The organism is Candidatus Lokiarchaeota archaeon (genome assembly GCA_014730275.1).
Lineage (GTDB): Archaea > Asgardarchaeota > Thorarchaeia > Thorarchaeales > Thorarchaeaceae > WJIL01.
Genome location: WJIL01000061.1, coordinates 15,959 through 41,024, shown reverse-complemented (window position 1 = coordinate 41,024; position 25,066 = coordinate 15,959). Strand labels below are relative to the sequence as shown.

The window sequence follows — 25,066 nt, the reverse complement described above, 5'->3', positions numbered from 1 at the left end:
ATTACGAAACGGGAGATTGAATTCAGTGAAAATTGGAATAATCTACTCAACGAAACGTGAGAAAGCCACGGTATCAGTGGTGGAATGGTTACTCAATGCTTTTGAAAAAGAAGGTGTTAACGCTGAAGCAAATAGACCAGGCGAATTGGATCCTGAGACCTTTGATGGGCTTGTGATAGGTTCTGCAGTGTATGGCGGCAAAGTTCAGGCTGATATACTAGAATTCGTGACTAACAACAAATCAATTCTCTCCGATAAACCATTTGCCACGTTTATCGTTTGCAAAGAGACAAAAGAACCAGAATGTCATATGAACCAGATTCTGCAATTGATTTCAGATGAACCCCTAACTCAAGAATTCTTTGAAGGCTATATGATTTGGAGAAGGAATTTTGATGAGCAAGAAAGTCTAGCCAAGGAGTGGGCCAATGAAATAGTTAAGGCGTTTTCTAATCACCAATGAAACGTAGTGTAACAGGTAGTCGTAGATTCTAGCCTCCAATTTGAGCAATAAGTTTTTCAGCTCATAATAGAGGAGAACTAGTAGGGTAGTTGAAAAAACTATGTCCTCTCAGAGGGAAAAACTACTGGAAGCAGTGAAGAAGGAGCATTTGAGTTCTATCCAAGTTATTTCTGACCGACTCAATTTGGATGATGAGGCGGTGAGGGAAATGCTCAGAGACCTAGTTGACAAAGGAGAGCTTAAAGGATACATCACAGATGATGGTCAGAGGTTCTTCAAGCGCGATGTAAAGATAGAGCATAAGGTGAAATCTACTGACGAAGATGTTCCTCCGTTTATGAAATTCGATCCGCGTCCCGGTAGAATTGCTGCTGCTATAGGATTCATTGTTGTGGCTATATCTCTGGCGGGATATCTTCTGTCGGCGGACATGGAGACAAGTAACTTCATGCTAATTGTGCTGTTTATAGGCATCGCGATTATGCTGAGCGGATGTTACTATCTCGGCACAAGAAAGACTCCGCAGTAGTGCATCAGCCTGTTCGGACGAAATTGGGGACATAGTACGTTTTAAGTAGCTGCGTATTTGCTCGAAACTTACTGGACGGAAGGCTTCAATGCAACAACTACTGCTCGACATTCTCCCAATAGCAATATTTGCCATAGCCGTTGGAACTATCGCTTCTATGGTCGGAATCGGTGGCGGAATTATCAACACACCCTTGCTCATCATCGTGTTCTTGCTGGACGAACAGGCTGCGCCAGCAACAGCTCTGGTTGCAGCTTTGTTTGTTGCAGTTGCAAGCACGATTTCGTATGCGAGACAGAATCCATCCCCGATTGTGCCAAAGGCGGGGCTATTTCTAGCCATAACTACAATCCCGGGCTCCTTGGTTGGTGTTGCCCTACGAGAAATCATTCCCAATGATTACATCCTCAGATTGATTTTTGGAATTTCTCTCTTCCCCGTTGCTCTCAAAATGCTATTTGCAAAGCGTCGTGGCACCTCTGCTGAGGATATGGCGTTATTCGATTTTTCCGATATAAGCCACACACGGCTTGCCATATCTTTGCTTGGCGGTTTTGTTGGTGGTGCGGCTGCAGGTTTGCTTGGTATTGGCGGCGGTGCAGTTGTTGTACCAGTTTTGACGATTCTTATGGGAATGCCCATTCATGGAGCAGTTGCTACGTCCATGTTCACAATGATATTCACTGCCAGCGCGGGAACAGTTCGAAATTATGTAGGCGGCCACATCAATCCGTTCTTTGCTATCGCTTTGGGTATAGGAATGATTGTCGGTGCCCAGATAGGCCCACGAATCGCATGTGATGTCGATGCAGTTGGCCTAAAACGTGTTTTTGGCTTGGTACTTGTATTTCCCCTCGTGAAAATGATGAAGCTAGGGCAAATCTGGCTTGATCCTACAGGTCAGAGTATAATGATTGCTACAATTGGTGACATCATTATCTGGCTATTCATTGTTGTACCAATTGGTCTTTTCCGGTTCTATCAGATTAGAAAGGCTGGCGAAGAATTCATCAAAGAGGACGATGAGGAATGCGAGGTGCCGGCTGAGTAGCTGGAACCCTCCGCCTTAAGCATTAATACCACATATATCAGTAGAGCATATGATACTGGATGTGTGTATACGATGGCAGACTATGATCTGGATGGAAAAACAGCTATCGTGACTGGGGCGTCTTCCGGGCTCGGTGAGCAATTCTCGTATGCTCTTGCTGAATCAGGTGCCAACGTCGTGCTAGCTTCACGGAGTATTGAAGAACTTGAAGCGAATGCCGAAAAAATCGAGAGCGATTTTGATGTGGCGGCTCTGGCGGTACAGACTGATGTTCTAAAGGAAAGCCATATCATGCGTGTGGTCAATACTGCTGTCGACGAATTTGGCAAGCTTGACTTGATGGTCAACAATGTAGGCAACTATGTATCCAAACCGCTGATTGAACAGACCTTGGAAGATTGGCATTATGCTATCGACCTGAACCTTACTTCCGCATTTCTTGGAAGTCGTGAAGCTGCAAAGGTTATGATTCCAAAGAGATCTGGCGTGATAGTGAATATGGCTTCTACTTTCGCGTATGGTGCAACCCAGTTTCCCGTTGTCGGGTATTATGCAGCTAAAGGCGGGGTGGTTAGCCTGACGAAAGCTCTTGCTGTTGAACTTGGAGAATACAACATTCGAGTCAATGCCATAGCGCCCGGCTTCTTCCCAACGGATCAGAGCATCGATGCAATGACCAACGATGAAATCCGAAAGAACATGATTGAACCCCGCACTGCACTGCCCATGCTCGCCGAAAAGGAATGGATTCGTGGAGCAATTTGCTTCTTGGCAAGCGATGATGCCCGATACATTACTGGCCATGTGCTTGCCGTAGATGGTGGTTGGCTTGCTTTCTGAGAGACTAGCGCAGACATAGTGGTAGGAAAAATTTCACATTCACCATGTGATTCTGTAGACGGCCATATCATCAGTCCCGCAAACGACATTATCATCGAGATGTGCTCGTGTCAATTCAGTAATTGTTCCATTCTGTCTGGATATTCCGAATCTCAGGCCAGCGAACCACTGTACGTAGAACATAATGTAGGTACAATTGATTTCCCTTAGATAGGTAACTCGTTGCTCTATGCTAGTACGATTATGTAGTATTTCCGGAGTTACCAGACCGTAGAGGTCGATGACTCTTCCACGAGCAAAATAGCCTATGGCTCCAACGTCGTACGTGGCGATTGTCGAATTGCCAGGAATATTTTCTCGAATCCACAAGGAAAGTGTAACCTGCATCTCTTGTATGTTGCTTGCCTGATTAGCATGTATCTGTACGTGATGATTATAGGAAATAACGGACGGGATGAATAAGACAGATAAAAGCAATATCGCAATGATTCCCTCTTCATTTGGTTTCATGTTTTCCTCGGGTATCACCTTCAAGATAATTTCGCTGAAAAGTATGGAAGTACCTCCTGCAAATGAAAGAGCCAATAGACTGAACAAAGGAACAAGATACCTTGCATCGAATAGGAGTGCCATACCTGGCATTGTAAGGCGATAAAGAATTACCATTCCCGCGATGAGAACACCTTCGTACGGTCGTCGCTTGAAAGCCAGTATAATGGCCCCAATGAATCCAAGTATCAAGAATGGTTCGGATGGAAGCCATACTCTTAGCCAGAAGAAATTCCAAAGATTCACGGCGTCACTGCTTACACTCCAGCGCATTTTTGAATAGTATGAATCAGGGAGTGGCAATCCTGTTACATTCAAACAATGAAGCACCCACGGAGCCACAGTGAGAAGAGCTATGATGAACATGGACGATAAAGAAATGAATCTATGTATACTAAACCCTTCTTTGTAGAATACGTGTAGTGCTCTGATTGGAAAACAAAGGACTGCTACAAGCACAAATTCGGGTCTGCAGAGATAAGCTAGCCCGGCGAGTATTCCTAACAAAGGATCGAATCGCCAATCACGTTTTGGCAGTAGAATAAGAATTAACAACAGAATCATCATAGCTAATGGAGTTTCCATACCGGAGAGCATAAGCCCCACATTTCTAGGAACTAGAACAAATACCACTTGTACAAAGATAGCTGCTCTCCAATCGTTAGTTTGTGATTCTGCGAGAAAACCTGCGAGGACTGTGTTACCTACAAATAGAATTGCCGAGATAGTGAGTACCGATGTAACGACTGCTGCTCTTGAAGTTCCAAAAAGGAAGATTGGGGAGAGGATGATTGACCATAATGGTGCAGAACTACCCGTGCTTGGAATTCCTTCGGAGTATTCCCACGGATGACCCTCGAATATGGTTCGAGCATATTGAACGTGGATCCATGAATCGTCGAAAGAGAAGCCGTAGACTTCCCATGATGCCATGACTAGGAGCTGATGAAGTATGGCCGGAAGAGTGATCACTATTGCTGAAATAAGAAGAAGCAACAAAGCCCGTTGTTTGATAGACTCTACTGCCTTCCTCCGAATTGATGCAATCACACCATAGGGCCCTTCACCTTCGTTCATCTCCTCACTTCTCCGTTTCCGATATCCTGAGAAATTGAAAGTGATTTAAGTTTACACGGTCATATTGAAGAGGAGTCACTGGCGAAGTTCCACTGTTCGTAGGATTATGGTTACCACTTACCGGATTCATCTGCATAATCTTCCTGCTCATCCTCGCCGGGTATACTGCCATAGTGTTCTTTTTCTAACGCCTCAAAATCGGGATCTATGTTGATTTGGAATAGAATAATTACTGCCAGAAGAATGAAGACAGCCGCGATAGGCCCCCAATACAGATATCCCAAAGTCACTGTTTCGGACGGAGCTCGTGGAACCTGAGCAACTTCAGGTAGGCTAAACACGAAACCCCATAAGAACACAGAAATTGCTTGGAATGTGTTGAGCGGGATAGATGGAAAGCTTGTATAGAATCCTGCCCTCGATTCACCTGTTAGAATCTCATCCTTGTTAGCGAAGTCTGCATACACGATGTATGGCATCAGATAATAGCCTGCGAGGCCTGAACCAACAATGGCAATCATCAGGAAACCCTGCAAAGGTGTTTGGACAAACAAAGTCAGGAACAAGCTTAGTGCTGTAACAATCATGGCTATTCGTAGTGTTATCCCCTTTCCGTGATTCTTGATCATCCAACGCCAGATCATGAAGAAAATGAAGACAACGAGCAAGAGCTCAGCACCGAATATAACGAATTCAAGGGTACCAAAAAGGAGATAGTCGTTAATGAAAGGAAATGCGGATTTAATCACCATAGCAAAACCAATGGACAAGAAACCTTGTGCTAGGATCCAACCTACGAAATCTCTGTCATGAAGAGCCCGGCCTATATCTTTTAGGAGGTCCGGTTGGTCGATGTGCTTTCCTTCTTTTTTCAATCCAACAAGGGGCAAAATGAAACCACCTATTTGAATGACAATGAACGCGAGTATCATATAGACAAGAACTGGTGGCAAGCCCCATTGATGGGATTCGATAGCAAGAAGTGTTGTACCGAACGTTCCAACAACAAAACCCATGAAGTTTGCAATATTCTGCCACTGGGAGACAGCTGGTCTCTCTTCGGATTCTGTGAGTTCGGGCATCCACGCTTGGAAGGGCGTCATAGTCATACCATAAAAGGCCTTGAAGAGGCTCTGCGTAACGAGGGCATAGAGAAAGAGTGCTATCAAATCTCCCTGAGCTAGGAAGAGATGCGGTGTGAACACCAAGGTGAACGATATGGCCATACCTGGTGCCCCTATCATAACAAAGGGCTTTCTACGACCCCATCTTGTGTGTGTTCGGTCAGAAAGATTACCAAAAACCAATTCGGAAATCATTATCGCGATGTAGCTCATCGCCATGGAGATACCTGTGTATATGGCTGGGAGTCTTTGAATAGAGAAGTAAAAAAGCGAGGTGGCCATGTCCAACATATCCAACATGGTACTGGGACCGAATCTGGCCATTCCGTAGTAAATTTTCTGAAGTCTTGTCAGCAACTCCGTTTCCTCAAGCATTAACGCTTGTGGAATGAAATGGAACCACGATATTAATTTCTACCGAGTCAGTTTCTTTTCTAGATTGAGAACTGAACGGTGAACCTACTTATTTTCTAGAAACTCTTCTGGCTGTTCTTCAAACCTTGTTTTGCAGTGTGGATTGCAGAAGTAGAATCTCTCGCCATTATAGTCTGTGAAAAGGTCTGTTTCCTGAGGATTCACTTCCATCTTACATACTGGATCGATTGCAACCGACTCTTGTTTCTCATCATCAGAATCTAGGAACTCTTTCGGATTGTCTTCAAACTTCTTCTTACAACCCGGAGCACAGAAGTAGAATGTATTGCCTTCGTATTCTGTATAGAGCTCAGAGGACTCTGGATCAACTTCCATTCCACACACAGGATCTATCGCAACCGCGTGGCGTTCATCAGTAGTCTTTACCTCTGCTTCAGTATCGCGACTTGGTTCAAATCTATTCAAAAGGAGAGCATTCGATACAACGCTAACACTTGATAGCGCCATTGCAAGTCCTGCAAATTCTGGTCTGAGTGCGAGCCCAAAAACAGGGAATAATAACCCTGCAGCAATCGGTAAGAGTGCCATGTTATAGATGAGGGCCCAGAAGAAGCCCTGTTTTATTTTCGTCATCGTACGACTGCCTAATTCGATGGCGTTTACGACATCTAGAAGATTATCCCGTACGAGCACTATTTCACCCGTTTCTACAGATACATCCGTTCCTGATCCAAGTGCGATTCCAACATCGGCCTGTGCCAAGGCAGGGGCATCATTGATTCCATCGCCAGTCATGGCAACAATCCTCCCTCTTGACTGTAGTTCCTTGACCTTCTGTGCCTTTTCCGAAGGCATCACTTCAGCCATCACATTACTAATGCCTACTTTCTTGGCAATAGCTTTTCCAGTTCGTTCTCTGTCGCCAGTAATCATCCAGACATCTATACCTTTCTTACTCAGAGTCTTTACAGTCTCCTCTGAGCTCGGCTTCAGTGTATCTGCAATTCCAAACACTCCCTTGGCTATTCCGTCCTGTGCGCAGTAAACCGTTGTTTTTCCTTGTTCCTCAAGGACATCGCTGTGGGGTATGAGCTCACGAATACTGATAGATCTCTCTTCCATGAGTCTCTGATTCCCAATCAAGTACTCATTGTTGCCTATTCGCGCTTCTACACCCATTCCGGATAGTGCTTTGAAGCTGTCAACGTCATCAACAGGAAGTGATTGCTGTTCTACGTAATCGACTATGGCCTGTGCCAGAGGATGTTCACTATTTCTCTCAATTGATGCTATGCTCGCAAGTAGACTGTCTTCATCTGTGTCTTCTACAGTAACGAAATCTGTGACTTCTGGTCTTCCGGTAGTAAGGGTTCCTGTCTTATCGAATACAACTGTATCAATAGTTGGAATCGCTTCCAGGGCTGATCCGTCCTTGATAAGAATACCATTCTTTGCTCCCTTACCTAAACCTACCATTATCGCTGTGGGAGTAGCAAGTCCCAGCGCGCACGGGCAAGCCGCCACCAATACAGCAATAGTGAAGCTTAGCGCACGAGTCCATGAAACCGCACCAATTAGGAGCCAACCACCAAAAGTTATGGCCGCAATGACTAGAACTACTGGAACAAAGACCTCCGCTATCGAGTCAGCCTTCCTTTGTATCGGAGGTTTCTCGGTTTGAGCTTGCTCCACGAGTTTCACTATTTGAGATAGAACCGTATCTTCTCCTACTTCTGTTGCTCTTACTTTTAGGACGCCATTTTTGTTGATTGTAGCTCCTACAACTGAGTCACCTGGTGTCTTCTCAACAGGTATTGATTCACCTGTAATCATTGACTCGTCAACAGTGGATTGCCCCTCTATCACCTCTCCATCTACTGGAATTTTGTCTCCAGGTCTAATCAGCACAAGATCATCGCGGCGTACATCTTCTACAGGTATCGTCTTTTCTTTGCCATCGCGGATTACTCTAGCAACTTTGGCCTGCAAGCTCATGAGACTACGGATAGCCTTTGATGTTCTTCCCTTGGCTATTGCTTCTAGTGTTCTACCTAAAAGAATGAATGTGATGAGCATACCTGACGTATCATAGAACGATGCAAATGACGGGAAAATGAACGTGGCCGCGACGGAATAGAAGTACGCGGCACTCGTTCCGAGCATAATCAGTGTATCCATGTTTGTCTTCCCATGAATCAGTCCACGGAAGCTTGCTTGGTAGAATGGATATCCAGCAATGAACTGAACAGGTGTTGTAAGCACAAACATCAAAATTTCTGGAGGCATCCACGAGGGAAGGAATGGTGTGATGACATTGAACATGATGAGAACAACTGGTATCGTCAATACTAGTGAAAACGCAAAAAGGCGAGAGTAATTCCTTATTTCTTCCGTTCTTGCAGATGCTTCACGGTCTGCTGCATATCCTCCACTCTCTTGAACCTCATATCCCATGTCGGTAAGACGGTTTTTGGCTCGCCGCGGTTTAAGCAACTCTTCGTCGAATTCTAGGAGAACACGTCCGGTCTCTGGATATGTATTGACGGTGATTATGCCATCCATTTCTTTCATATGAGATCCGATTTCTTCCCACTCATCTTCTCCCGGATTTGGGTTGATGGAGTAGGTTATTCCGGCTCTCTTGACCTTGTATCCCGTATTCTCGACTGCTTTCTCAAGTTTGAATCGGTCTACCTTTTCAGCGTCATACTGAACAAGTGCCTTTTCATCAAGAAGGCTTACACTAGCATCGATTACTCCGTCTTCGTTTTTGAGAGATTTTTCGATGGTTGCGACACACGAAGCACAATGCATACCTTCTACGTTTAGTGATAGCTTCTTTTGTTTCTCTTTGTCCTTGCTCATCTTTGTCCCTCTTTAGAATAAGCGTATGAATAACTGCTGCGAGCCAATACTCATTAACAATAGTTAACAATTTCCCTAATAATCGTTATGATTTGGCAACTTCGCTAGCTACACAAACACCTACTTGATTCGAGGGGCACTCTTGCTTTGATAGATTTCTGTGGCTTCTTGTTTTCTGTCTTCTTCCATCATGGATAGAAGCTCTTTGAATGTATCATCGATATTCTCGCCAGTAAGAGCAGATGTTTCCTTGAAAACAGCTGGCACATCGAGCTTCTCAACGAACTTCTGTCTGAAGGCCTCCCCTTCTTCAGTAGTTACCATATCAGTATATTCTGGTTTCCGTCTGAGGTCAATTTTATTGCCCACAATAATTGTCGGTGGGAGTGGACCCATGTTCTTATAGGCTTCAACCAGCCACTTGGATGCATTGAAGAACGATTCACGATTGACTACATCGTAGACTAAGATAATTCCGTTTGAGCCATGGTAATAGTGCCCTCTGACCGACTTGAAGTTGTGTTGTCCGGCTAGGTCCCAAATCACAAATTTCACAAGCTCATCATTAAACAAGACTTTCTTAGTGGCGAGATCCACGCCAATGGTTGGTAAGTGGTCTTTTTGGAAGCCTTCTCCTAAGTATTGTTTTCGGATACTGGTTTTGCCAACTGCTGCATCTCCAATTAGAACTGACTTTACTATTTTGCTTCCGTCATCTTGATCTCTCAATGCCTTCAACCTCCCACGCACACTTTGTATTGGTCAACGTTACTCTTAAGGATTTCATGGTCATCTACAAGTGTGGGACCTGCAACGTAGTCATTACAGGCATTTCTAATTGTAAAGAAAGCAATATAAGGCCTAGCATCTTTGTCAGTCAATTGATATCTTTGAAGAACGTTTGATGGCCAATTACAGATCGAACCAATGCCAATCTCATTTGGCTTTCCTTCTTTCCGGGTAACATCTCTTTGCTGTCTTGGCGTCATTATGTAGCCTCTATTTATGGTGGTCATTAACTATAGTTAAAATACCGTTACTAATAACAATTACGCTTCACTAAGAATGACCAACTGTGAGAAATCATCGATTGGAGAAATGTGTTGATTAGCAACCTTCAACTGTTGATTCTTGGCAGAAGAACGAGCAAATCTCAATAATATACAAAAGGGAGCTTGTGGGAATTTCGTCTTGAGGACTATGGTTCAGCTGTTCTTCGGTGAATTGACCTGTATGGATGTTATCCTTGCAGTTTTTACTGGAGTAGCTGGGGCAACTATCCTTGCTATAGCCTACCGACAGCATGAAAACGGTACAGAAAGCTGGAAGGCGAGAAAACTTGTCCACGTTTCAATGGGGACTATTATCGGACTCAGCATTATGAGCTACTCGAATTTGACCGGTCCCCTCCTCGCAACCGGTATTTTCTGTGCCTTTTTGATGTACGCATGGGCTCATAACAGCAATCTCATCTGGGATCTCCTTCTTGCTGGGAGCCGAGATGGTGAGGATACACTCGGTACATTTGCTTCAGGCATTTTCGGTCTAACATCGTTTGGTGTTGTATTCCTCTTGTTCTTGAATCAGCCCAGTATTTTGGTATCTGCTATTCTTACAGTTTCTTGGGGAGATGCAGCCGGCGAGATTATTGGTAGGCCCTTTGGTGGGGCTCTGATTCCTAGACCATTTGGAGATAAATCAATCGAAGGAATGGCTGCTGTGTTTTTCTTTTCAGTATTTGCCTGCATAGCCTCACTACTACTGTATGCAACCATATCCATCTTTGATGTTGCCTTTCGTATCCTTTTCATAGGATTTTGTATTTCTATGCTTGAGTTTGTGAGCAGAAGATGGTTGGATAATCTTCTCCTACCTTTGGGTACAGCTCTCCTTATGTGGGCCTTCATTTTCCCGAGTATGACTCTCTTCTAATGCTATGATAACAGGAGAAGAAGTCCAGCAACAGAAAGGGGAATGAATATGTTATCTGTCCAGTATGGCGATACTGCTTCGAGCAAAGTAACTACTGCAGACGTGACTATGATTGGGAATAGAAGAAGATTGATTTGACCATTTCGAAATAGAAAAGCAGAGATGGCTAAAGCAGCTAGTGTAAAAACAAAGACCGCAAGACTGCCCTCCAGTGACCGGGTTGTCTCTGCTACTGAATACTTCCTACTTCCAAAAGGACGCCCAATGAGCTCTCCAGCACCATCGCCCCACGATACAGCCAGTACAGCGGCCACGAAGATCCAAGGTTTCTCGGTAGTTACAAAGAATACAATTCCATATGATATCACTGCCCCCACCGCTGCTGCCATAGTTCCCCATGGACTACCCTCTTCTCTTGAGGCTGCACGAACCATTCTTTCTACGATTTCCAAATCGAAAAATGCGGCTAGAAGTATGCTTCCGAGAAAGAAGACCAAGGTAATTGCAGGTGCGTAAAGGCTGGAAAAGGAAACAAGTATGAGAGCAATAATCGTTCCAGCTGAAATATGAATCACTTTTCGGCCTACCCAGGCAGGTTTACCTTTGTTATTCAGGAGAACCGCAATGTACAACGCGGCGTAAATTGCTGCCAAGGAGAAAACCGCGAGGAAGAAATCATAGATTGTAGGTGGTGCAAGAGTGAAGGCTATCATGTTTTCAACATCGCCTTTGCTGTCGTGATTGATTAATGTGTGTTTCTGGGTCAGCTTGGTCACTACTAAGGCCCTTCTCCCCATCCTCTTATGCGTGTAATTCCTGAGTCTCCGAGCTCACAAACAAGCTTTAGTTCACATAGTACAGATGCCCATCCTACACGGTAGCCAATTACATCCTCTGGTTTTCGGAATCCGTGGTGATGTAGAGTAACCAATGTATCGTCTTCTACCTGTTCGAACCGAACATTTACGATGGTTTCTGGCTCATCACCGTATACCCAGCTGAACTCGATTTCCTCGTTTTCTTCAAGCTTCCTGAAGACAACCGGCCCCTTGCCCTCTGCCCACCATGTATAGAGTCCCGCATAACGTCTATCAACGACGGGATCCTCTGCTTGGATGAAACGTTTCAGCTTCTCGGGATTAGTCCAGACGTCGAATGGTAATTCGGGTGGTGCTCTGATGAGCACGCTCTGCCGGACTTCTTTTGGATCGTATCGCGTAGGTCGTAGGGGGTGATAGTCGGAGTAATCAAATCGATGAGCTGGCTCCCCAAGCACTACAAAGGATTTGAAATTGGCAAGCATCATTGTCCAGTGTTCCGGCATATTCAGTGGCCGTGCTGCACTGGGAACCGGTCCATGATTCAACTCGATTACTGTTCCGGTTTCAATAGGACTGAATTTGAAAACTACTAGCGTCTCAACTCCCAGAATCTCCCATTCAAGTAAAAGTGCCCTCTTCTCTCGTATCTTTCTTATCTCCCAATGACTAGCGACCTCCGGAGAATGCGGTGCGTTGTCCCCAAGGAATTGGATTTTTCCACCTTCTTTCAGGTTTGCCGTAATCTCATTTCCTAGCCATTGCAGCATAACAAGTTCATTCAAGAAAAGATTCCATGTTTCTTCGAGGGGTTTTGGGATATCCACAGTCATTTGAATGACAGGTAACTGCCCGGGTTTCGTTTCGGTCACAAGGTTAGGCCTCACTGCATAAAATACTGTAGCTAACTTATTACCGTAACGGTAGAAAAAGGAAACTAGGGGAGAGACTACCTCTCCCCATATTATACTGATTTACAGTGCCTCAGCTACTGGCCACTTCTTCCATAGATATGCGAAGATTAGTTGTACCCATATGAGCATCAGCAAAAAGCTAGTGGGATTATCATAAAACGGTGAACCCACATAGGCTGCACCCAAGAATGGTGAATACAGGTAGAATGTTGCAAAGAGTACTGTGCCAATAACCAGAATGGTTATGAATCGGATAGCAAGATTCTTTCCCTGACTGTATTTCTTCGGCCAGTTGTCAAAGAATAGCGAGACAACCACTACCGCAACGATTAGCCAATCGGCATATCCTACATTCATCAGGCCTATGCCTACTAATAGCTGCTCAGTACCTGGCACCGTGTAGCCAAGCAAGGCAAAGACAGGCACAAAGATGAATCCAACAATGAAGCCTGCAGCTACAACCATGATTAGACCTAGGATGCTGCACCCAATGAGAGCTGCTACACCGATTTTTGGTTGTTTCCCGGCCTTGTCCCATGGCCAGTATTCGAAGGCCATGAGCGTAAGTAGCGAGAAGAAAATCGTCCACTGGGTCCATCCCATGCTGATGCCATATTGCGGCAGTACCCAGCTTTGGACGTCAGTTGGAACTGCATCAGGATTGCCGTATGGGAAGAACAGTATGAGCCATACGATAATCGTGATGATCCATCCTACAATAAACAGCCTGATTCCCCGAGCTGGTTGCTTCTTGTCGAACCATGGCCAATACATACTTCCGGCAAGCCATAATACAGCGAACGAGAACATGGAGGCGGATAGCGATCCAAATATCGCCCATCCTACACCGATATAGGCTGCAGGGTCTGTGACGCCAATCCATGGACTATAGACCATGGCGAACCAATTAGCAACAAAAAAGAAAACGAATGCTATTACGATGTTCACTATTGTTGCTACAAGTCCTATTTTCCACGGTTCTCGTAATTTGGATATGGGCCAGTTCTCTCCCCAAATGGCGAATAGAACACCCATAATTCCAAAACCAGCAAGTATTGACGACAACGTCGCTACTCCTGGGATAAACCATACCAAGAATGTAATTGCGAAGACCAAGATCAGCGAAACGATGCCCGATACGGGCTGCTTCCATCTCGGAATCATTGCAACTGGAGCTTCTTGGCTTTCAGGAATTAGCACTCTTTCTTTCAATTTCTTATCCTCTGGTGATGTCAATCATCTCACCCCAAGCAAGTACCACGTTTAGACTAACGGCCCTACTAAAAGGCATCGGATGGTCTGCAGTTTGACCGACTGATATTTATGGCGGAAGTGTCCGTTCGGTATAACTGGTAGAAGACAATGGAGATTCTGGAAAAAGAAGGCACTAAAATTGCATACACGGTAAGCGGAGACGAGAATGGTGAGAAACTGATTTTGATTCATGGCCTTTTCTTGAATTCAGATTGCTGGAAGTATCAGCTACCTGTCTTTGAACCAGAGTATCACGTACTGCGTTTTGATCTACATGGCCATGGTCGGTCAATAAAGCCTGGTGAACGATTCACTATCCGGGACTATGTTACAGATATGGAAATCCTACTTGATCATCTCGGATGGAATGAAGAGCTTAGTTTCGTAGGTCATTCACTAGGTGGAATGGTAGCCCTTGTGTACGCTCTTGAACACAAGAAATCGGTTAGTAAGATGGTGATTAGCAGCTCCTATTGTTATGTCAGTGATGAAGCTACCACCGATGTTTTGGGACGTGTAAAGAATAATCCTGTTGATGCTTTCGCAATGGGCATCAGCAAGCGAGGTTTATCCCCTTATGATGAAGAAACTGCAACATGGGTAGCTAAGCAGATGTCAGACCACATGTCGAAGAAGGATGCCCTTCTCGCAACAGCTGCATCCGCTAAATTCAACATATGTGAACATCTTCGCGATTTGGAGATTCCTACACTCCTGATTGTAGGTGAAGAGGATATTACCACACCTGTATGGGCTTCTGAGATGCTGCATGAATGGTTACCGAATTCAAGATTAACTACAATACCAGACGCTGGACATCTTGTAATCTTAGATCATTCCGAAGAATTCAACAATCATGTTACGTCGTTTTTACAAGAAAACTAGAAACGCAGAATTGATGGCAGAGATGCTCTAAATGGATGAATTTGTGTCAATAAGACTCATTTGAAGGCATAAGCACATCATATGTAACAATAACTAACATATGTATACACTTACAATAGTTTTTATAGAAAATCCAAGAAAATTCGAATTGCAAGTGACCTTAGTAGAACCCTAACGGTTCTTGATATGCCCAGTGAAAAGGACCGCAAAACTCACTAGGATAATGATGAACGATGTTAAACGATGCAGACGCCAATCATCGGGCTGGCGACACCACCGAAAACAAGCTCGATCAAAGATTCTACAACCGTTACTATACACTGCTTAACTCACTACATGACGCGGTTTTTGTTCATGATTTTGAAGGAAACTTCCTCGAAGTAAATTCACAAGCAGTAAATCAACTTGGATACAGTAGAGAAGAACTCCTCAATATGGGACCACAAGATATCGATTCGCCTGATTTTGCTGATATGATTGAACCGCGCATGAAGAAAATCGTGGAGGATGGTCATCTAGTTTTTGAGACCGCACACGTAACGAAAGATGGACAAAGAATCCCGATAGAGCTTTCCAGTACAGTAGTCGAATATGACGGCGAACCAGTCATCATTAGCGTGGCACGTGATATCTCTAAGCGAAAGAAGGCTGAGAAGGAGCTGGAAGAAAGCAAGGACCGTTTGAGCCTCGTCATCGAAGGTTCTGGCCTCGGAACCTGGGACTGGAATGTCCAAACGGGTGACGTAGTTTTCAATGAAAGATGGGCAACTATGCTTGGATATGAGCTTTCGGAAATTGAACCAAGCCTTGATGCTTGGAAGAAGCGAGTTCATCCAGATGATTTACCCGAGGTCATGCAAATTCTGAACGACCATTTGAAGGGTAAAAGCGATTCTTATGTGTCAGAGCATCAAATGAGAACGAAAAACGGAGATTGGGTCTGGATAGAAGATCGGGGCATGGTTGTTGAACGGAATAGAAATGGTGACCCAATTCGGGCAACAGGAACCCATATGGATATTACTGAGAGGAAAAGAGCACAGAAGGCATTGCAGACTGAAAGGGAACAACTACTAGAAATATTCGATAGTATAGACGAGTTTGTCTACGTGGTAGATCCTGAGTCCAATGAAGTGCTATTTGTGAATGAATACATGCGAGAACAATTCGGTTCTGGTTTGGTTGGTGGAACCTGCTATGAAGTTTTTCAGGACTTTGATGAGCCTTGCGACTTCTGCACGAATGAAATCATCTTGAATAATCCTGGCGAGCCCTATACTTGGCAGTATCACAATCCTGTTTTGGATATTGATTTACTCATTACAGATAGAATAATCCGCTGGTCGGATGGTAGACAGGTACGTCTGGAGATTGCAATCAATATCACTGAACAAAAGAAAGCCCAAGAGGAATTGAAGAAGTCCAAAAGAGAACTTGAAATATACACCTCTCTTCTCAGGCATGACTTGGCCAATGACATGCAGATACTCATCAATCGCCTTGAATATGTTGAGATGCTAGATGACCCGCAGGAGATCAAAACTCAGTGTGCACAGGTTCGTGCCGCTAGTGAGCGAATGGGCAAACTTCTTCAGCTTTTCACTGAGGCCAAGACGGGTAAGAGTGAAGGTCTTATTGATGTTATTCAGACCTCTATTGAGCAATCTGAAGAAGCTCATCCAGATTTACAGATTTCACTGAATCTGGAAGAAAATAAGAATCAAATCAACCTGAATATGGGTGAGTTGGTTGGTCTTGTATTCGACAATATCCTCAGAAATGCTGCTCAACATGCCGGTTCTGATACATCCGTTGAAATCAAGATAAGCGAGGAGAAAAGCGATGTCGTGGTTACACTCGTTGATGATGGGCCTGGCATTCCTGAATCCATACGTCCGACTCTGTTTCAAAGGAAAGGTTCTGCGACTGGGGGCATGGGCTTGTATCTCTCCAAGAGGGTGGTCGAAGCCTATGGAGGAAGTTTTGAGCTTGGGGATTCCGTTACTAATGGTGCAATGTTTGAAATCAGATTCCCGAAGTCTTTGAATAGCTCGTGAATGGGCGTTTATTCACGCATCAAGGTCACAATTGCATACCCGTCCAAGACTGTTTTGCCCTTTTGATTGAGTACTGTTGTTGTTAAGGTGATATGCTCTTTCTCATCGTTCTTCTCCGTTACCTCTACAGTTGTTGTTAGTGTATCACCGATGTGCACTGGCTTTCTGAAATTCATATGCTGGCTAAGGTAGATTGTGCCTGGTCCTGGCAGTTTCATCCCTATCGCAGTACTAACAAAAGCTGCTGTTAGGAGCCCATGGGCAATACGGCCCTTGAACATCGTTGTTTCTGCCCACTCCTGATTGAAATGCAAGGGGTTTTTGTCGCCACTCAGTTCGCCAAACGTCTGAATATCATCATCAGTTATGGTATGCTTCACTTCTGCGGTCTGTCCTATTTCTATGTCTGAATACTTTGGAATTACTATTTCATTCATTGGCTGTTCTCTCCCTATGTTTTTAATTTGGTAATGAGTACAGTTGGATAAAGGTAACGGAGATGCAGGCTGAACTGTAGAATCGGTCCTTTCACAGATGGCCCGTACGACGAATCCACTACTGTTGGTTACCCCACTCAATTGTTAGCGCGTTCCAAGACCAACCGATACCAGCGGCTGTTAGAACAACTAGGTCTCCATCATGAATCTTGCCATCTTGAAGGCCTTCCTCAACTGAGACAATTGCATCGTTTTGTCCCATGTGGCCGTACTCCTCGAAGTAGGTGGATTCCTTATACGGATCAACACCGAGCTCTTTCGCTACGTACTCGAAGGCGCTTCGCTTCATTCGAATCAGCCCCAAGTAATCAATGTCCTTGCGTGTGTAGCCACTTTTCTCCAGCGATTCATCAACAACCTTCAGGAAGTTCTGCATAGATACATCATCAAGATTTTCTTTCAGCTTCTTTGGATCTGTAACATCCAAGTAATGAAGCCCTTTCTCTATAGCTTCACACGTGATGGGCATTTTGGTTCCCCCTGCTGGGACGTACACGTATTCTGAAAATTGACCATCCGATATGACACTTCCTTCCCTCATCACGTTTTCGGGATAATCATTCCGTAGAATGACTGCGGCTCCGCTAGCAGCAAGATCGTGCATGAAGCGGGTTCTGATGTTATCATAATCGATTAGATCGCAGTTTCTGTAACCGCTGCCAATCATTACACGTTCATAGCCATGAGTTCTCATCATAGACTTTGCGACCATCATCGCAACGATTATGGTACCACAACGCTGGTTAATGTCGAATGCCCAAGCGTTCTTAGCTCCAATATCTCCTTGGAACTTTATTCCGTACGTTTGCATAGGATGTTCTGCATACACCTCTCCTGCCCAAATGACCATGTCGAGATCTTTCTCCGGGTCTATGCCTGCTCGTTCGATTGCCACATTTGCCGCTTTCACACCCATTGCGACAGTATGGTCACCTTCTGCTGGGACTGCCTTGCTTTTGAGTCCGATTTTGGTTTTCATAATATCGACAGGGGTCCCAGACCGTTCCGAGATATATTCTGCTGTATGTCGCTCTGGTGGAATATATGTTCCAATTGCCTCAATACCGATCGGCTTGTTCTTCATCTATGATTTTTCCTCCTCTTCCAGTTCACGTTTCAGTATTTTACCCGCCGCACTCATAGGAAGATCCTCCCTGATTTCATAATGCTTCGGGATTTTGTATTTTGCAAGTTTGCCATCCAAGTAGTCTTGTATTTCTTCAACTGTTGCAGATTTGTTAGGTTTCAACATAATGAATGCTTTCCCAACTTCACCCCACTTATCATGAGGTACGCCGATAACTGCCGCCTCCATCACTGCTGGATGCTTGTAGAGGACATCTTCAATTTCTGGGGGATAAACGTTTTCTCCGCCAGAGATGAACATATCTTTTTTGCGACCAACGATATAGTAAGCACCAGCTTCGTCTTTTTCGCAGAGGTCGCCTGTGTGAACCCAACCATCTGGCTCAATTGTTTTCTTGGTTTCTTCCGGTTCATCCCAGTATCCTGAGAATATATGCGGACCTTTCAAAAGCAGCTCTCCGACATCACCCTGGGGCACCTCGTTGCCATCTTTATCTGCAATTTTCATGTCACAGTGCATAACGGGGTAGCCAACAGAGTTGGGTTTCTCTTTGATTTCGTCTATTGGAAGGTAAAAGTTGTTCGGGCCAACTTCTGTGAGACCATAGCCCATCTTGAATGGTTTACCACGATTCCAGTAGTTCTCCATAATTGCAACAGGGCATGGTGCCCCTCCACTAATGAAGACCCTTACTGAACTGAAATCTGTCTTTTTGAAGCTGTCTTGTTGTGCCATCATTTGAAACATGGTTGGCACGCCAATGACGATGGTGCATTCTTCCTCTTCGATAACACGTAACGTTTCATCAGGATTGAAGTCCCCCATGAGTATCGTTTTTGCACCAAGATGATAGAATGGCACAAGGAGTACATTCCAGCCACCTGTATGGAAAAGAGGAAAGAGGAGCGGTTGTATATCATCAGGACGAAGCCCCCAACTCATGCATGTATTTACCGAGTTCCAAAAAATCAGTCTGTGTGAGAGAATTGCCCCTTTGGGTAGTCCTGTAGTCCCTCCGGTGAACACAATCATGTGCGGATCATCGAATTCGAGTTTTGGTCTCTCCACGGGTTGAGCTGACTGCTCAGCCAACATTTCGTTGATATCCGAATCATCAGTATCTGGTGATTTCCCCATTGCTAGAATATCGATATCAGGCCTTACTTCTTCAAATTTCTGCGCTATGTCAGAATCATAAAGAACGAGGGATGGTTCAGTCTTACCAAGTAGGTATTCAACTTCTCGCGGTGCCAATCGAACATTGAATGGGACCAAAATAGCTCCGATTTTGCCCGTCGCCAGAAAGAGATCAATCATCTCGAACCGGTTCTTCGAGTACGTCGCTACTCTATCTCCCTTCTCGATGCCATAGTTTCTAAGAATCCGAGCCACTTTGTTAGCTCTTTTTTCCATATCTGCGAATGTATAGGGTTCGTCAGTTGTATTGTCTAGAAAGGCTTCCTTGTCTGGTGTTAGTGTAGCCCTTTTTCCGGCCCAATTTCCAATCCATGACCAGTCGCGTGGTATTTCTCTCATAGTCCTTCCTCCAAAGACGAAGCAATGTTATATCTTAGAGCTTACCGTAAAGAGTCTGATTATGAGATAGAAGTCTTGCGGTTTTTTGTGATGAATTAGTCATCAATGCCTTCCCAAGAATCTTATCGGATGATAGCAGCTCCTTATATGGTTGTATCCTACCTAGCTTAGTCATGTCATCGAATCCTGAAGCGCTTCTTGAAGAAGCTGTACAACTGCACCAGAGCTCACAATTTGAGAAGGGGTTCAAGCTAGCAGAAAAGGCACGAAACGCATTCTTGGAAGATAAGAAACCAGAACGTGCTGTTGAAGCATTGCGTGTTATGGCCGATTGTACCATAAACCAGCGTAATCTTGACAAGGCAAAACAGCTATACGAGGAGCTGTTGGAGGAAGCACCCAGCAAATGGTATCAATCTGCAGCCAGCTGGGGACTTGGTCAAGTTGCAGCCCATCGAATGGATTACACGGCTGCTTCAAACTGGTTTAGGAAGGGCCTAAATCTAGCCGAAAGTATTGCTGACCAATGGTATACTGCTTGGAACGCTTTTGGTCTAGGAAACTCATTGCGGGGAATAGGTCAGCTCTCTGAAGCCAAGGGTAATCTGCAAAAAGCGCTATCAAGCTTCCAAGCTCAGAACCAGCAAGCATTTGCCTCATGGGCCAAAAGGGCCTATTCAGAGATACCTGGTGATGCTCAATTACGAGATAAAGAAGCAAAGCCTTGGCTATGTCCATTGTGTGGATCAAGATTCTCTCCTGAATTGGCACAAAGATTGCGTTCTGGACAAATGGTCGCCTGCGAATACTGCGGCACTAGTATCGGTTGAACTGGGATAGCATTCTTTCCTCTAGAAGACTTCTCGCTCCATCTTCTGGATTACTGCCGCTATTCTCTGTGCTGCTTTCAGGAAGTTATCAACACGAATGGACTCGTTTGGCGAGTGCACTCTTGATTCGAAATCACCACAGCCAACAGAAACCATTGGCACCAACTCTTTGAAAAGGTATAGCGGCCCAGATCCGGGGCTTGTTGGATGTACAACTGGACTATGACCGAATATCTGCTCTGTTGCTTTTCGGACTATGTCAACAAATGGATGATCTATCGGTGTTTTGGCCGCTGGATAGCCATGGTTCCAAGCGATTCTGATATCTGTGAATCCCTTCCTGTCTAGGTGATTTCGTAGCTTTCGTAGTATGTCTTCTGGCCGCATAGATTCAACAAGTCGGAAATCAATTTTGACTGAGGCCTTTGCTGGCAATACGGTTTTTGCTCCTTTCCCCTGCCAGCCACTGTCTATGCCCGCAATATTACATGTTGGTGCATTGTAGAAGGCTTTCTTCAAATCCATCCCACTCATACCATCGAGGAATTCGGGGATATCATAGAACTCACGCACATCTTTTTCATGCATGTTGATGTTCTCAATAGCCTTCTGTTCAGCTTCGGAAAGCGGTTTCACGTCATCATAGAAACCGTCGATTAGAATCTGGTTATCTTCGTTTCTGAGTGAGTTTAGAGCCCACACAAGACGGTAGGCAGCTGATGGTAGCATGCATGCGTAAGATGAATGGGCATCCATAGCCAATCTTTCGATTTCTAGCTGTACGTACAACAACCCTTTGAGACCCAACCACATTTCCTGCTTTCCGTCTATGTCTGTGCTACCGAATTCCCAGATACCACCATCAGCCCTCAGAAAATCGCCCTTTTCCTTTACAAATTCGTTCAGATGAGGACTGCCGATTTCTTCTTCTCCTTCAGCTATGAATTTGATATTCACCGGAAGGTTCGTGTTGGTTTCTTGGAATGCTTTGAGGGCCCAGACCCTTGTAATCAAATCTCCTTTGTTGTCTGCTACCCCTCGACCGTAAAGCCTTCCATTTCGTCTGTCAATTTCAAATGGTGGTGTTTCCCATAGGTTGAATGGCTCTGCAGGCTGTACATCGTAATGATCGTAGAAAAGAAGAGTCTTCTCAGCACCAACGTCACGTTCACCAGTAACTACCTGAAATCCAGAGGTTTCGTGCACTGAAGTTTCTAGGCCAACAGATTCGAGAAGACGAGTGACTTCTTCAGCCGCTTCTTCCATGTGTTCTCCTTTTGCGGCAACTGAGGGAATTGAACACAAATTGCTAAGGTCAGCAATAGCTTCATCTAGATGCTCCTCAATGTATTCAAGAATAGCTTGAATCATACTGAAACACGGCTGAAGAACTGCGTTTAGTAGTGTATAAGCGCTTCTGTTTTCTGAATGCCTGATAGCTATGAAGTGAGGACAACAAGAGCAATACCCAGAATAGTTAGAACTATGCCAACGAGCATTGGCGGTGTTACCCGTTCTTCTAGGTACTTCACTGAAAGTGGGACTGCGAACAATGGGGCTGAGGACACAATCACAGATGTGGTAGCTGCACCTAGCAGCTTCGTGGCATTTACATACAATATTGAGCCAATAGCCATTCCAATCAAAGCAGCAATAGCTATGGATTTCAAAACTTTGCGAGGTGGCGTGGTCATGCCGCTTCTTCTAGCGAATGCAAAAAGAGGAATAAATGCAATGGAGCCAAAAAACACACGAACCAAATTTCCAGAGATTGGATCGACATCCGTAACTCCTACCTGTAGCACAACTGCACCGACTGCATAGAGAACCGAGGTGAGAAAGGCGAAGCTGATGCCTAAGATATCGTACCCTTCGGGATTCTCTTCATCTCCGCCTCTATCCTGTTCACGGGAAATCAAAATGACGCCAGCAACGGCAATGACCGCTCCAGTCAATCTCACAGGAATAAGCGCCTCACCAAGGAATATGACAGTCAGGAAATACGTTAGAACCGGATAACTCATTGATATCGGAAATGCAATTGATACTCCAATTCGTTCTTGGCTAACCAAATACACTGTATCTCCGACAACGGCTCCAAAAAGAACCGATAGACCAAGCAGAAGCACGGTCATGAATGACATAGTTGGTAATGCAGGAAAGAACAGAATAAACGCCAAGATGGCCGTGAATGGAAGAGCTATCCACATCTTGATTGAAGCAACAGCAATCGCTTCGATTTGATTTGCATGCCTTCTGTATATTGCCACAGATAATGCATAGAAAGCTGCACCCAACACTCCAGAAACTGTTCCTGCGATGATATCTGGCGATAGCTGCATAACAGAATTTCCTATGGGTGCTGATTAAATCTATTCCTTTGGGATATTCAGCTGTATATCCCCTAAATCAGAATCCGAGAATGACGATTGCAACTCCTGTGACAGACATCAGCGTTCCCAAGATGACTCTCTTTGTAACATTTTCTCCCAATAAAGGAACAGCAATCATAACACCGAATATTGGAGCCATTGAATCCAAAAGCGAAGTTATGGTTGCTCCTACAAACTTCGTCGCTATGGTGTACAATAGTGAGCCTATTCCGAAACCGAAAAGAGCCGCGACAGCAACGATTGCAGCAGATCGCTTATTGGGTTTCTTCATACCTTTTATCCTCGCCCCTGCGTAAATGGGCAAAAAGGCAATGGAACCGAAAATGGAACGAATGAAGTTTGCAGGCAAGGGATCTATTCCCTGCAGTCCGACTTGCAGCAACACTACACCAACGGCGTATCCAATCAGAGCACAAATGGCAAGCAGTACACCCGCGATTCGATCTGCTTGTAGTTTGAATTCTTGGGCTGTTTCCCTGTTTCGTTCGTATGAAATAATGCCAATGCCCACAACTGCCAGAACAACTCCTCCTAACCTAGTTAGTCGCAACGATTCTCCTAGGAATGTAACGCTGAGCAAATACGTCATGATAGGGTAGGCATAAGCAATGGGGAACGCAAAAGCTACACCGATTCGGTCTTGTGCTTGAATATAGAGTGTATCGGCCACCACAGGACCCACGATTGTTAATGCAAGAAGAAACAGCGTAGGAGGTGACATGAAAAGCGGGAGTGTTCCGTAGAAGATGAGAACGAGCGTTGTCATCAGTGCCAGTGTCACCCAGATCTTGATTGCACTTGTTGCAATGGGACGAATCCCCTCCTCTTGTGATTTGTAAACTGTCACTGATGCCGCATAAAGAACAGCTTCTAACAATCCCGCAGAAACACCAATCAACAGACCTTGGGTGAGGAGTGTCATGGTAACTCATGCCCCCATCACTTACTTTTACAATTGGGGGTACTGACATTTGGCGGCTTCAGAAACGTGATATTTTGCCTTCTTGGTGAACGCTAAAACCCAATCACCACAAGGGTGACTCCTATGATACTGATAATCGTTCCAACAACAGCTCGAAGCGTCACTTTTTCGTTCAGGTGATGTACTGACATCGGAAGACCGAAAATTGGACCCATTGAGGCCATTACTGACATCGTTGTCGCTCCAACGTATTTTACACTTATTGCATAGAGCAACGAACCGAATCCCATACCAAATAAGGCGGCTATTGCAGTGACTTTTGTTGCCTTCTTGGTTGGTCGATCCATTCCCTTGTACCTAGCCAAGCCGTATATCGGAACAAAAACAAAGCTGCAGACCATTGTTCTAACGAAATTCGCATCAAGTGGGTCAACACCTTCAAGACCCACTTGCACGAGGACAGTACCGGCAGCATAGCAGAGTATTGCTAAGATAACCAAAACAATTCCTACAATTGTTCTTCCACGGACATCTAGCTCTTCGCGTTTGTTTCGATTTTGTTCCCATGAAAGCAATACAACACCGGTTACAGCTAGAATGGCTCCAAACCATCGCGCCATCACGAAAGCTTCACCGAGAAGAGCCATGGATAGAATGTATGTTACTACCGGATAGACATTGCTTATGGGATACGCATAAGCCACACCAATCCGCTCTTGAGATAACAAGTAGAGCGTATCCCCAACAACCATCGAAGTAATCATACTGATAGATAGAATCACAACATTATCCATAGGCACTTGTAGTGCGGATGCCCTCAGAGTGACTAAGACAATGAATCCCATTAGCAAGAATGCAACCCACATTTTCAGTGCACTAACTGCTACTGGGTGGATTCCCTCACGCTGACCCTTGTAGATGTTTACTGAAATCGCAAAGAAGAGGGCATGCAGTAACCCGGATGCAACTCCAATGATCAAATCTGGTGACAGAGGGGCCATGACAGTTGCAATAGTGGCCTACTGCTAATATTTCTGGTCAAACCCCTTCTGTTGTGCGCTTGTCTCA

23 protein-coding genes are annotated in these 25,066 nt (G+C 44.8%); 8 read left to right on the top strand and 15 right to left on the bottom strand.

Features of this window, described 5'->3' with window-relative positions; genetic code table 11:
* Positions 1-16 precede the first annotated feature (16 nt).
* From GF309_06440 to GF309_06425, 4 genes are all read left to right on the top strand, one after another.
* Positions 17-463, top strand: a complete 447-nt coding sequence (locus GF309_06440; GenBank protein MBD3158415.1) for a hypothetical protein — start codon at positions 17-19, stop codon at positions 461-463.
* A gap of 100 nt (positions 464-563) precedes the next feature.
* Positions 564-992 (top strand): hypothetical protein, encoded by a 429-nt coding sequence (locus GF309_06435; GenBank protein MBD3158414.1) that lies wholly within the window; start codon positions 564-566, stop codon positions 990-992.
* 88 nt (positions 993-1,080) lie between these two features.
* Complete coding sequence (locus tag GF309_06430; GenBank protein ID MBD3158413.1) at positions 1,081-2,043, top strand: TSUP family transporter; 963 nt, start codon at positions 1,081-1,083, stop codon at positions 2,041-2,043.
* A 72-nt stretch (positions 2,044-2,115) separates the two neighbouring features.
* On the top strand, positions 2,116-2,883 hold the full coding sequence (locus tag GF309_06425; GenBank protein ID MBD3158412.1) for a glucose 1-dehydrogenase: 768 nt from the start codon (positions 2,116-2,118) through the stop codon (positions 2,881-2,883).
* Positions 2,884-2,922: 39 nt separating this feature from the next.
* Here GF309_06425 and GF309_06420 read toward each other — a convergent pair whose 3' ends face one another.
* The 5 genes from GF309_06420 to GF309_06400 form a co-directional block, all read right to left on the bottom strand.
* Entirely contained in the window at positions 2,923-4,509 is a 1,587-nt protein-coding gene (locus GF309_06420; protein MBD3158411.1) for a hypothetical protein, read from the bottom strand.
* A 110-nt stretch (positions 4,510-4,619) separates the two neighbouring features.
* Positions 4,620-6,008, bottom strand: coding sequence for an MFS transporter (locus GF309_06415; protein ID MBD3158410.1), 1,389 nt, complete (start codon positions 6,006-6,008; stop codon positions 4,620-4,622).
* Between the two features lie 84 nt (positions 6,009-6,092).
* Positions 6,093-8,873: a heavy metal translocating P-type ATPase gene (locus GF309_06410; GenBank protein ID MBD3158409.1), complete on the bottom strand. Its 2,781-nt coding sequence runs from the start codon at positions 8,871-8,873 to the stop codon at positions 6,093-6,095.
* Between the two features lie 120 nt (positions 8,874-8,993).
* A complete protein-coding gene (locus GF309_06405; protein MBD3158408.1) occupies positions 8,994-9,632 on the bottom strand; it encodes a GTP-binding protein in 639 nt (212 codons plus the stop codon).
* Positions 9,608-9,862 carry a hypothetical protein gene (locus tag GF309_06400; GenBank protein ID MBD3158407.1) on the bottom strand — a complete coding sequence of 85 codons (255 nt, stop codon included), beginning with the start codon at positions 9,860-9,862 and terminating at the stop codon, positions 9,608-9,610. The genes GF309_06405 and GF309_06400 overlap by 25 nt, the downstream gene beginning before the upstream one ends.
* A gap of 202 nt (positions 9,863-10,064) precedes the next feature.
* Here GF309_06400 and GF309_06395 point away from each other — a divergent pair, with 202 nt between their 5' ends.
* A complete protein-coding gene (locus tag GF309_06395; protein MBD3158406.1) occupies positions 10,065-10,805 on the top strand; it encodes a hypothetical protein in 741 nt (246 codons plus the stop codon).
* A gap of 2 nt (positions 10,806-10,807) precedes the next feature.
* On the opposite strand, the gene GF309_06390 is transcribed toward GF309_06395, so the two are convergent.
* The 3 genes from GF309_06390 to GF309_06380 form a co-directional block, all read right to left on the bottom strand.
* Positions 10,808-11,581, bottom strand: a complete 774-nt coding sequence (locus tag GF309_06390) for a hypothetical protein (protein ID MBD3158405.1) — start codon at positions 11,579-11,581, stop codon at positions 10,808-10,810.
* A 2-nt stretch (positions 11,582-11,583) separates the two neighbouring features.
* Positions 11,584-12,495: a hypothetical protein gene (locus GF309_06385; GenBank protein ID MBD3158404.1), complete on the bottom strand. Its 912-nt coding sequence runs from the start codon at positions 12,493-12,495 to the stop codon at positions 11,584-11,586.
* A 102-nt stretch (positions 12,496-12,597) separates the two neighbouring features.
* Complete coding sequence (locus GF309_06380) at positions 12,598-13,773, bottom strand: hypothetical protein (protein MBD3158403.1); 1,176 nt, start codon at positions 13,771-13,773, stop codon at positions 12,598-12,600.
* A gap of 126 nt (positions 13,774-13,899) precedes the next feature.
* Here GF309_06380 and GF309_06375 point away from each other — a divergent pair, with 126 nt between their 5' ends.
* Both GF309_06375 and GF309_06370 read left to right on the top strand, forming a co-directional pair.
* Positions 13,900-14,676: an alpha/beta fold hydrolase gene (locus tag GF309_06375; protein MBD3158402.1), complete on the top strand. Its 777-nt coding sequence runs from the start codon at positions 13,900-13,902 to the stop codon at positions 14,674-14,676.
* A gap of 233 nt (positions 14,677-14,909) precedes the next feature.
* Positions 14,910-16,733 (top strand): PAS domain S-box protein, encoded by a 1,824-nt coding sequence (locus GF309_06370; GenBank protein MBD3158401.1) that lies wholly within the window; start codon positions 14,910-14,912, stop codon positions 16,731-16,733.
* Between the two features lie 8 nt (positions 16,734-16,741).
* On the opposite strand, the gene GF309_06365 is transcribed toward GF309_06370, so the two are convergent.
* The 3 genes from GF309_06365 to GF309_06355 form a co-directional block, all read right to left on the bottom strand.
* Positions 16,742-17,170, bottom strand: coding sequence for a hypothetical protein (locus tag GF309_06365; GenBank protein ID MBD3158400.1), 429 nt, complete (start codon positions 17,168-17,170; stop codon positions 16,742-16,744).
* A gap of 118 nt (positions 17,171-17,288) precedes the next feature.
* The gene (locus GF309_06360; protein ID MBD3158399.1) at positions 17,289-18,314 is read right to left on the bottom strand and encodes a 3-oxoacyl-ACP synthase; all 1,026 of its coding nucleotides are present in this window, start codon (positions 18,312-18,314) and stop codon (positions 17,289-17,291) included.
* The gene (locus GF309_06355) at positions 18,315-19,853 is read right to left on the bottom strand and encodes an AMP-binding protein (protein ID MBD3158398.1); all 1,539 of its coding nucleotides are present in this window, start codon (positions 19,851-19,853) and stop codon (positions 18,315-18,317) included.
* A 173-nt stretch (positions 19,854-20,026) separates the two neighbouring features.
* Between GF309_06355 and GF309_06350 the strand changes: the two genes are divergently transcribed.
* Positions 20,027-20,683 carry a hypothetical protein gene (locus tag GF309_06350; GenBank protein ID MBD3158397.1) on the top strand — a complete coding sequence of 219 codons (657 nt, stop codon included), beginning with the start codon at positions 20,027-20,029 and terminating at the stop codon, positions 20,681-20,683.
* A gap of 21 nt (positions 20,684-20,704) precedes the next feature.
* Here the strand turns inward: GF309_06350 and GF309_06345 are convergent, their stop codons facing one another.
* From GF309_06345 to GF309_06330, 4 genes are all read right to left on the bottom strand, one after another.
* Positions 20,705-22,054: a M20/M25/M40 family metallo-hydrolase gene (locus GF309_06345; GenBank protein MBD3158396.1), complete on the bottom strand. Its 1,350-nt coding sequence runs from the start codon at positions 22,052-22,054 to the stop codon at positions 20,705-20,707.
* Positions 22,055-22,122: 68 nt separating this feature from the next.
* Positions 22,123-23,025 carry an EamA family transporter gene (locus GF309_06340; GenBank protein ID MBD3158395.1) on the bottom strand — a complete coding sequence of 301 codons (903 nt, stop codon included), beginning with the start codon at positions 23,023-23,025 and terminating at the stop codon, positions 22,123-22,125.
* Between the two features lie 67 nt (positions 23,026-23,092).
* Positions 23,093-23,998, bottom strand: coding sequence for an EamA family transporter (locus GF309_06335; protein ID MBD3158394.1), 906 nt, complete (start codon positions 23,996-23,998; stop codon positions 23,093-23,095).
* Positions 23,999-24,090: 92 nt separating this feature from the next.
* Positions 24,091-24,999 carry an EamA family transporter gene (locus GF309_06330; GenBank protein MBD3158393.1) on the bottom strand — a complete coding sequence of 303 codons (909 nt, stop codon included), beginning with the start codon at positions 24,997-24,999 and terminating at the stop codon, positions 24,091-24,093.
* Positions 25,000-25,066 lie beyond the last annotated feature (67 nt).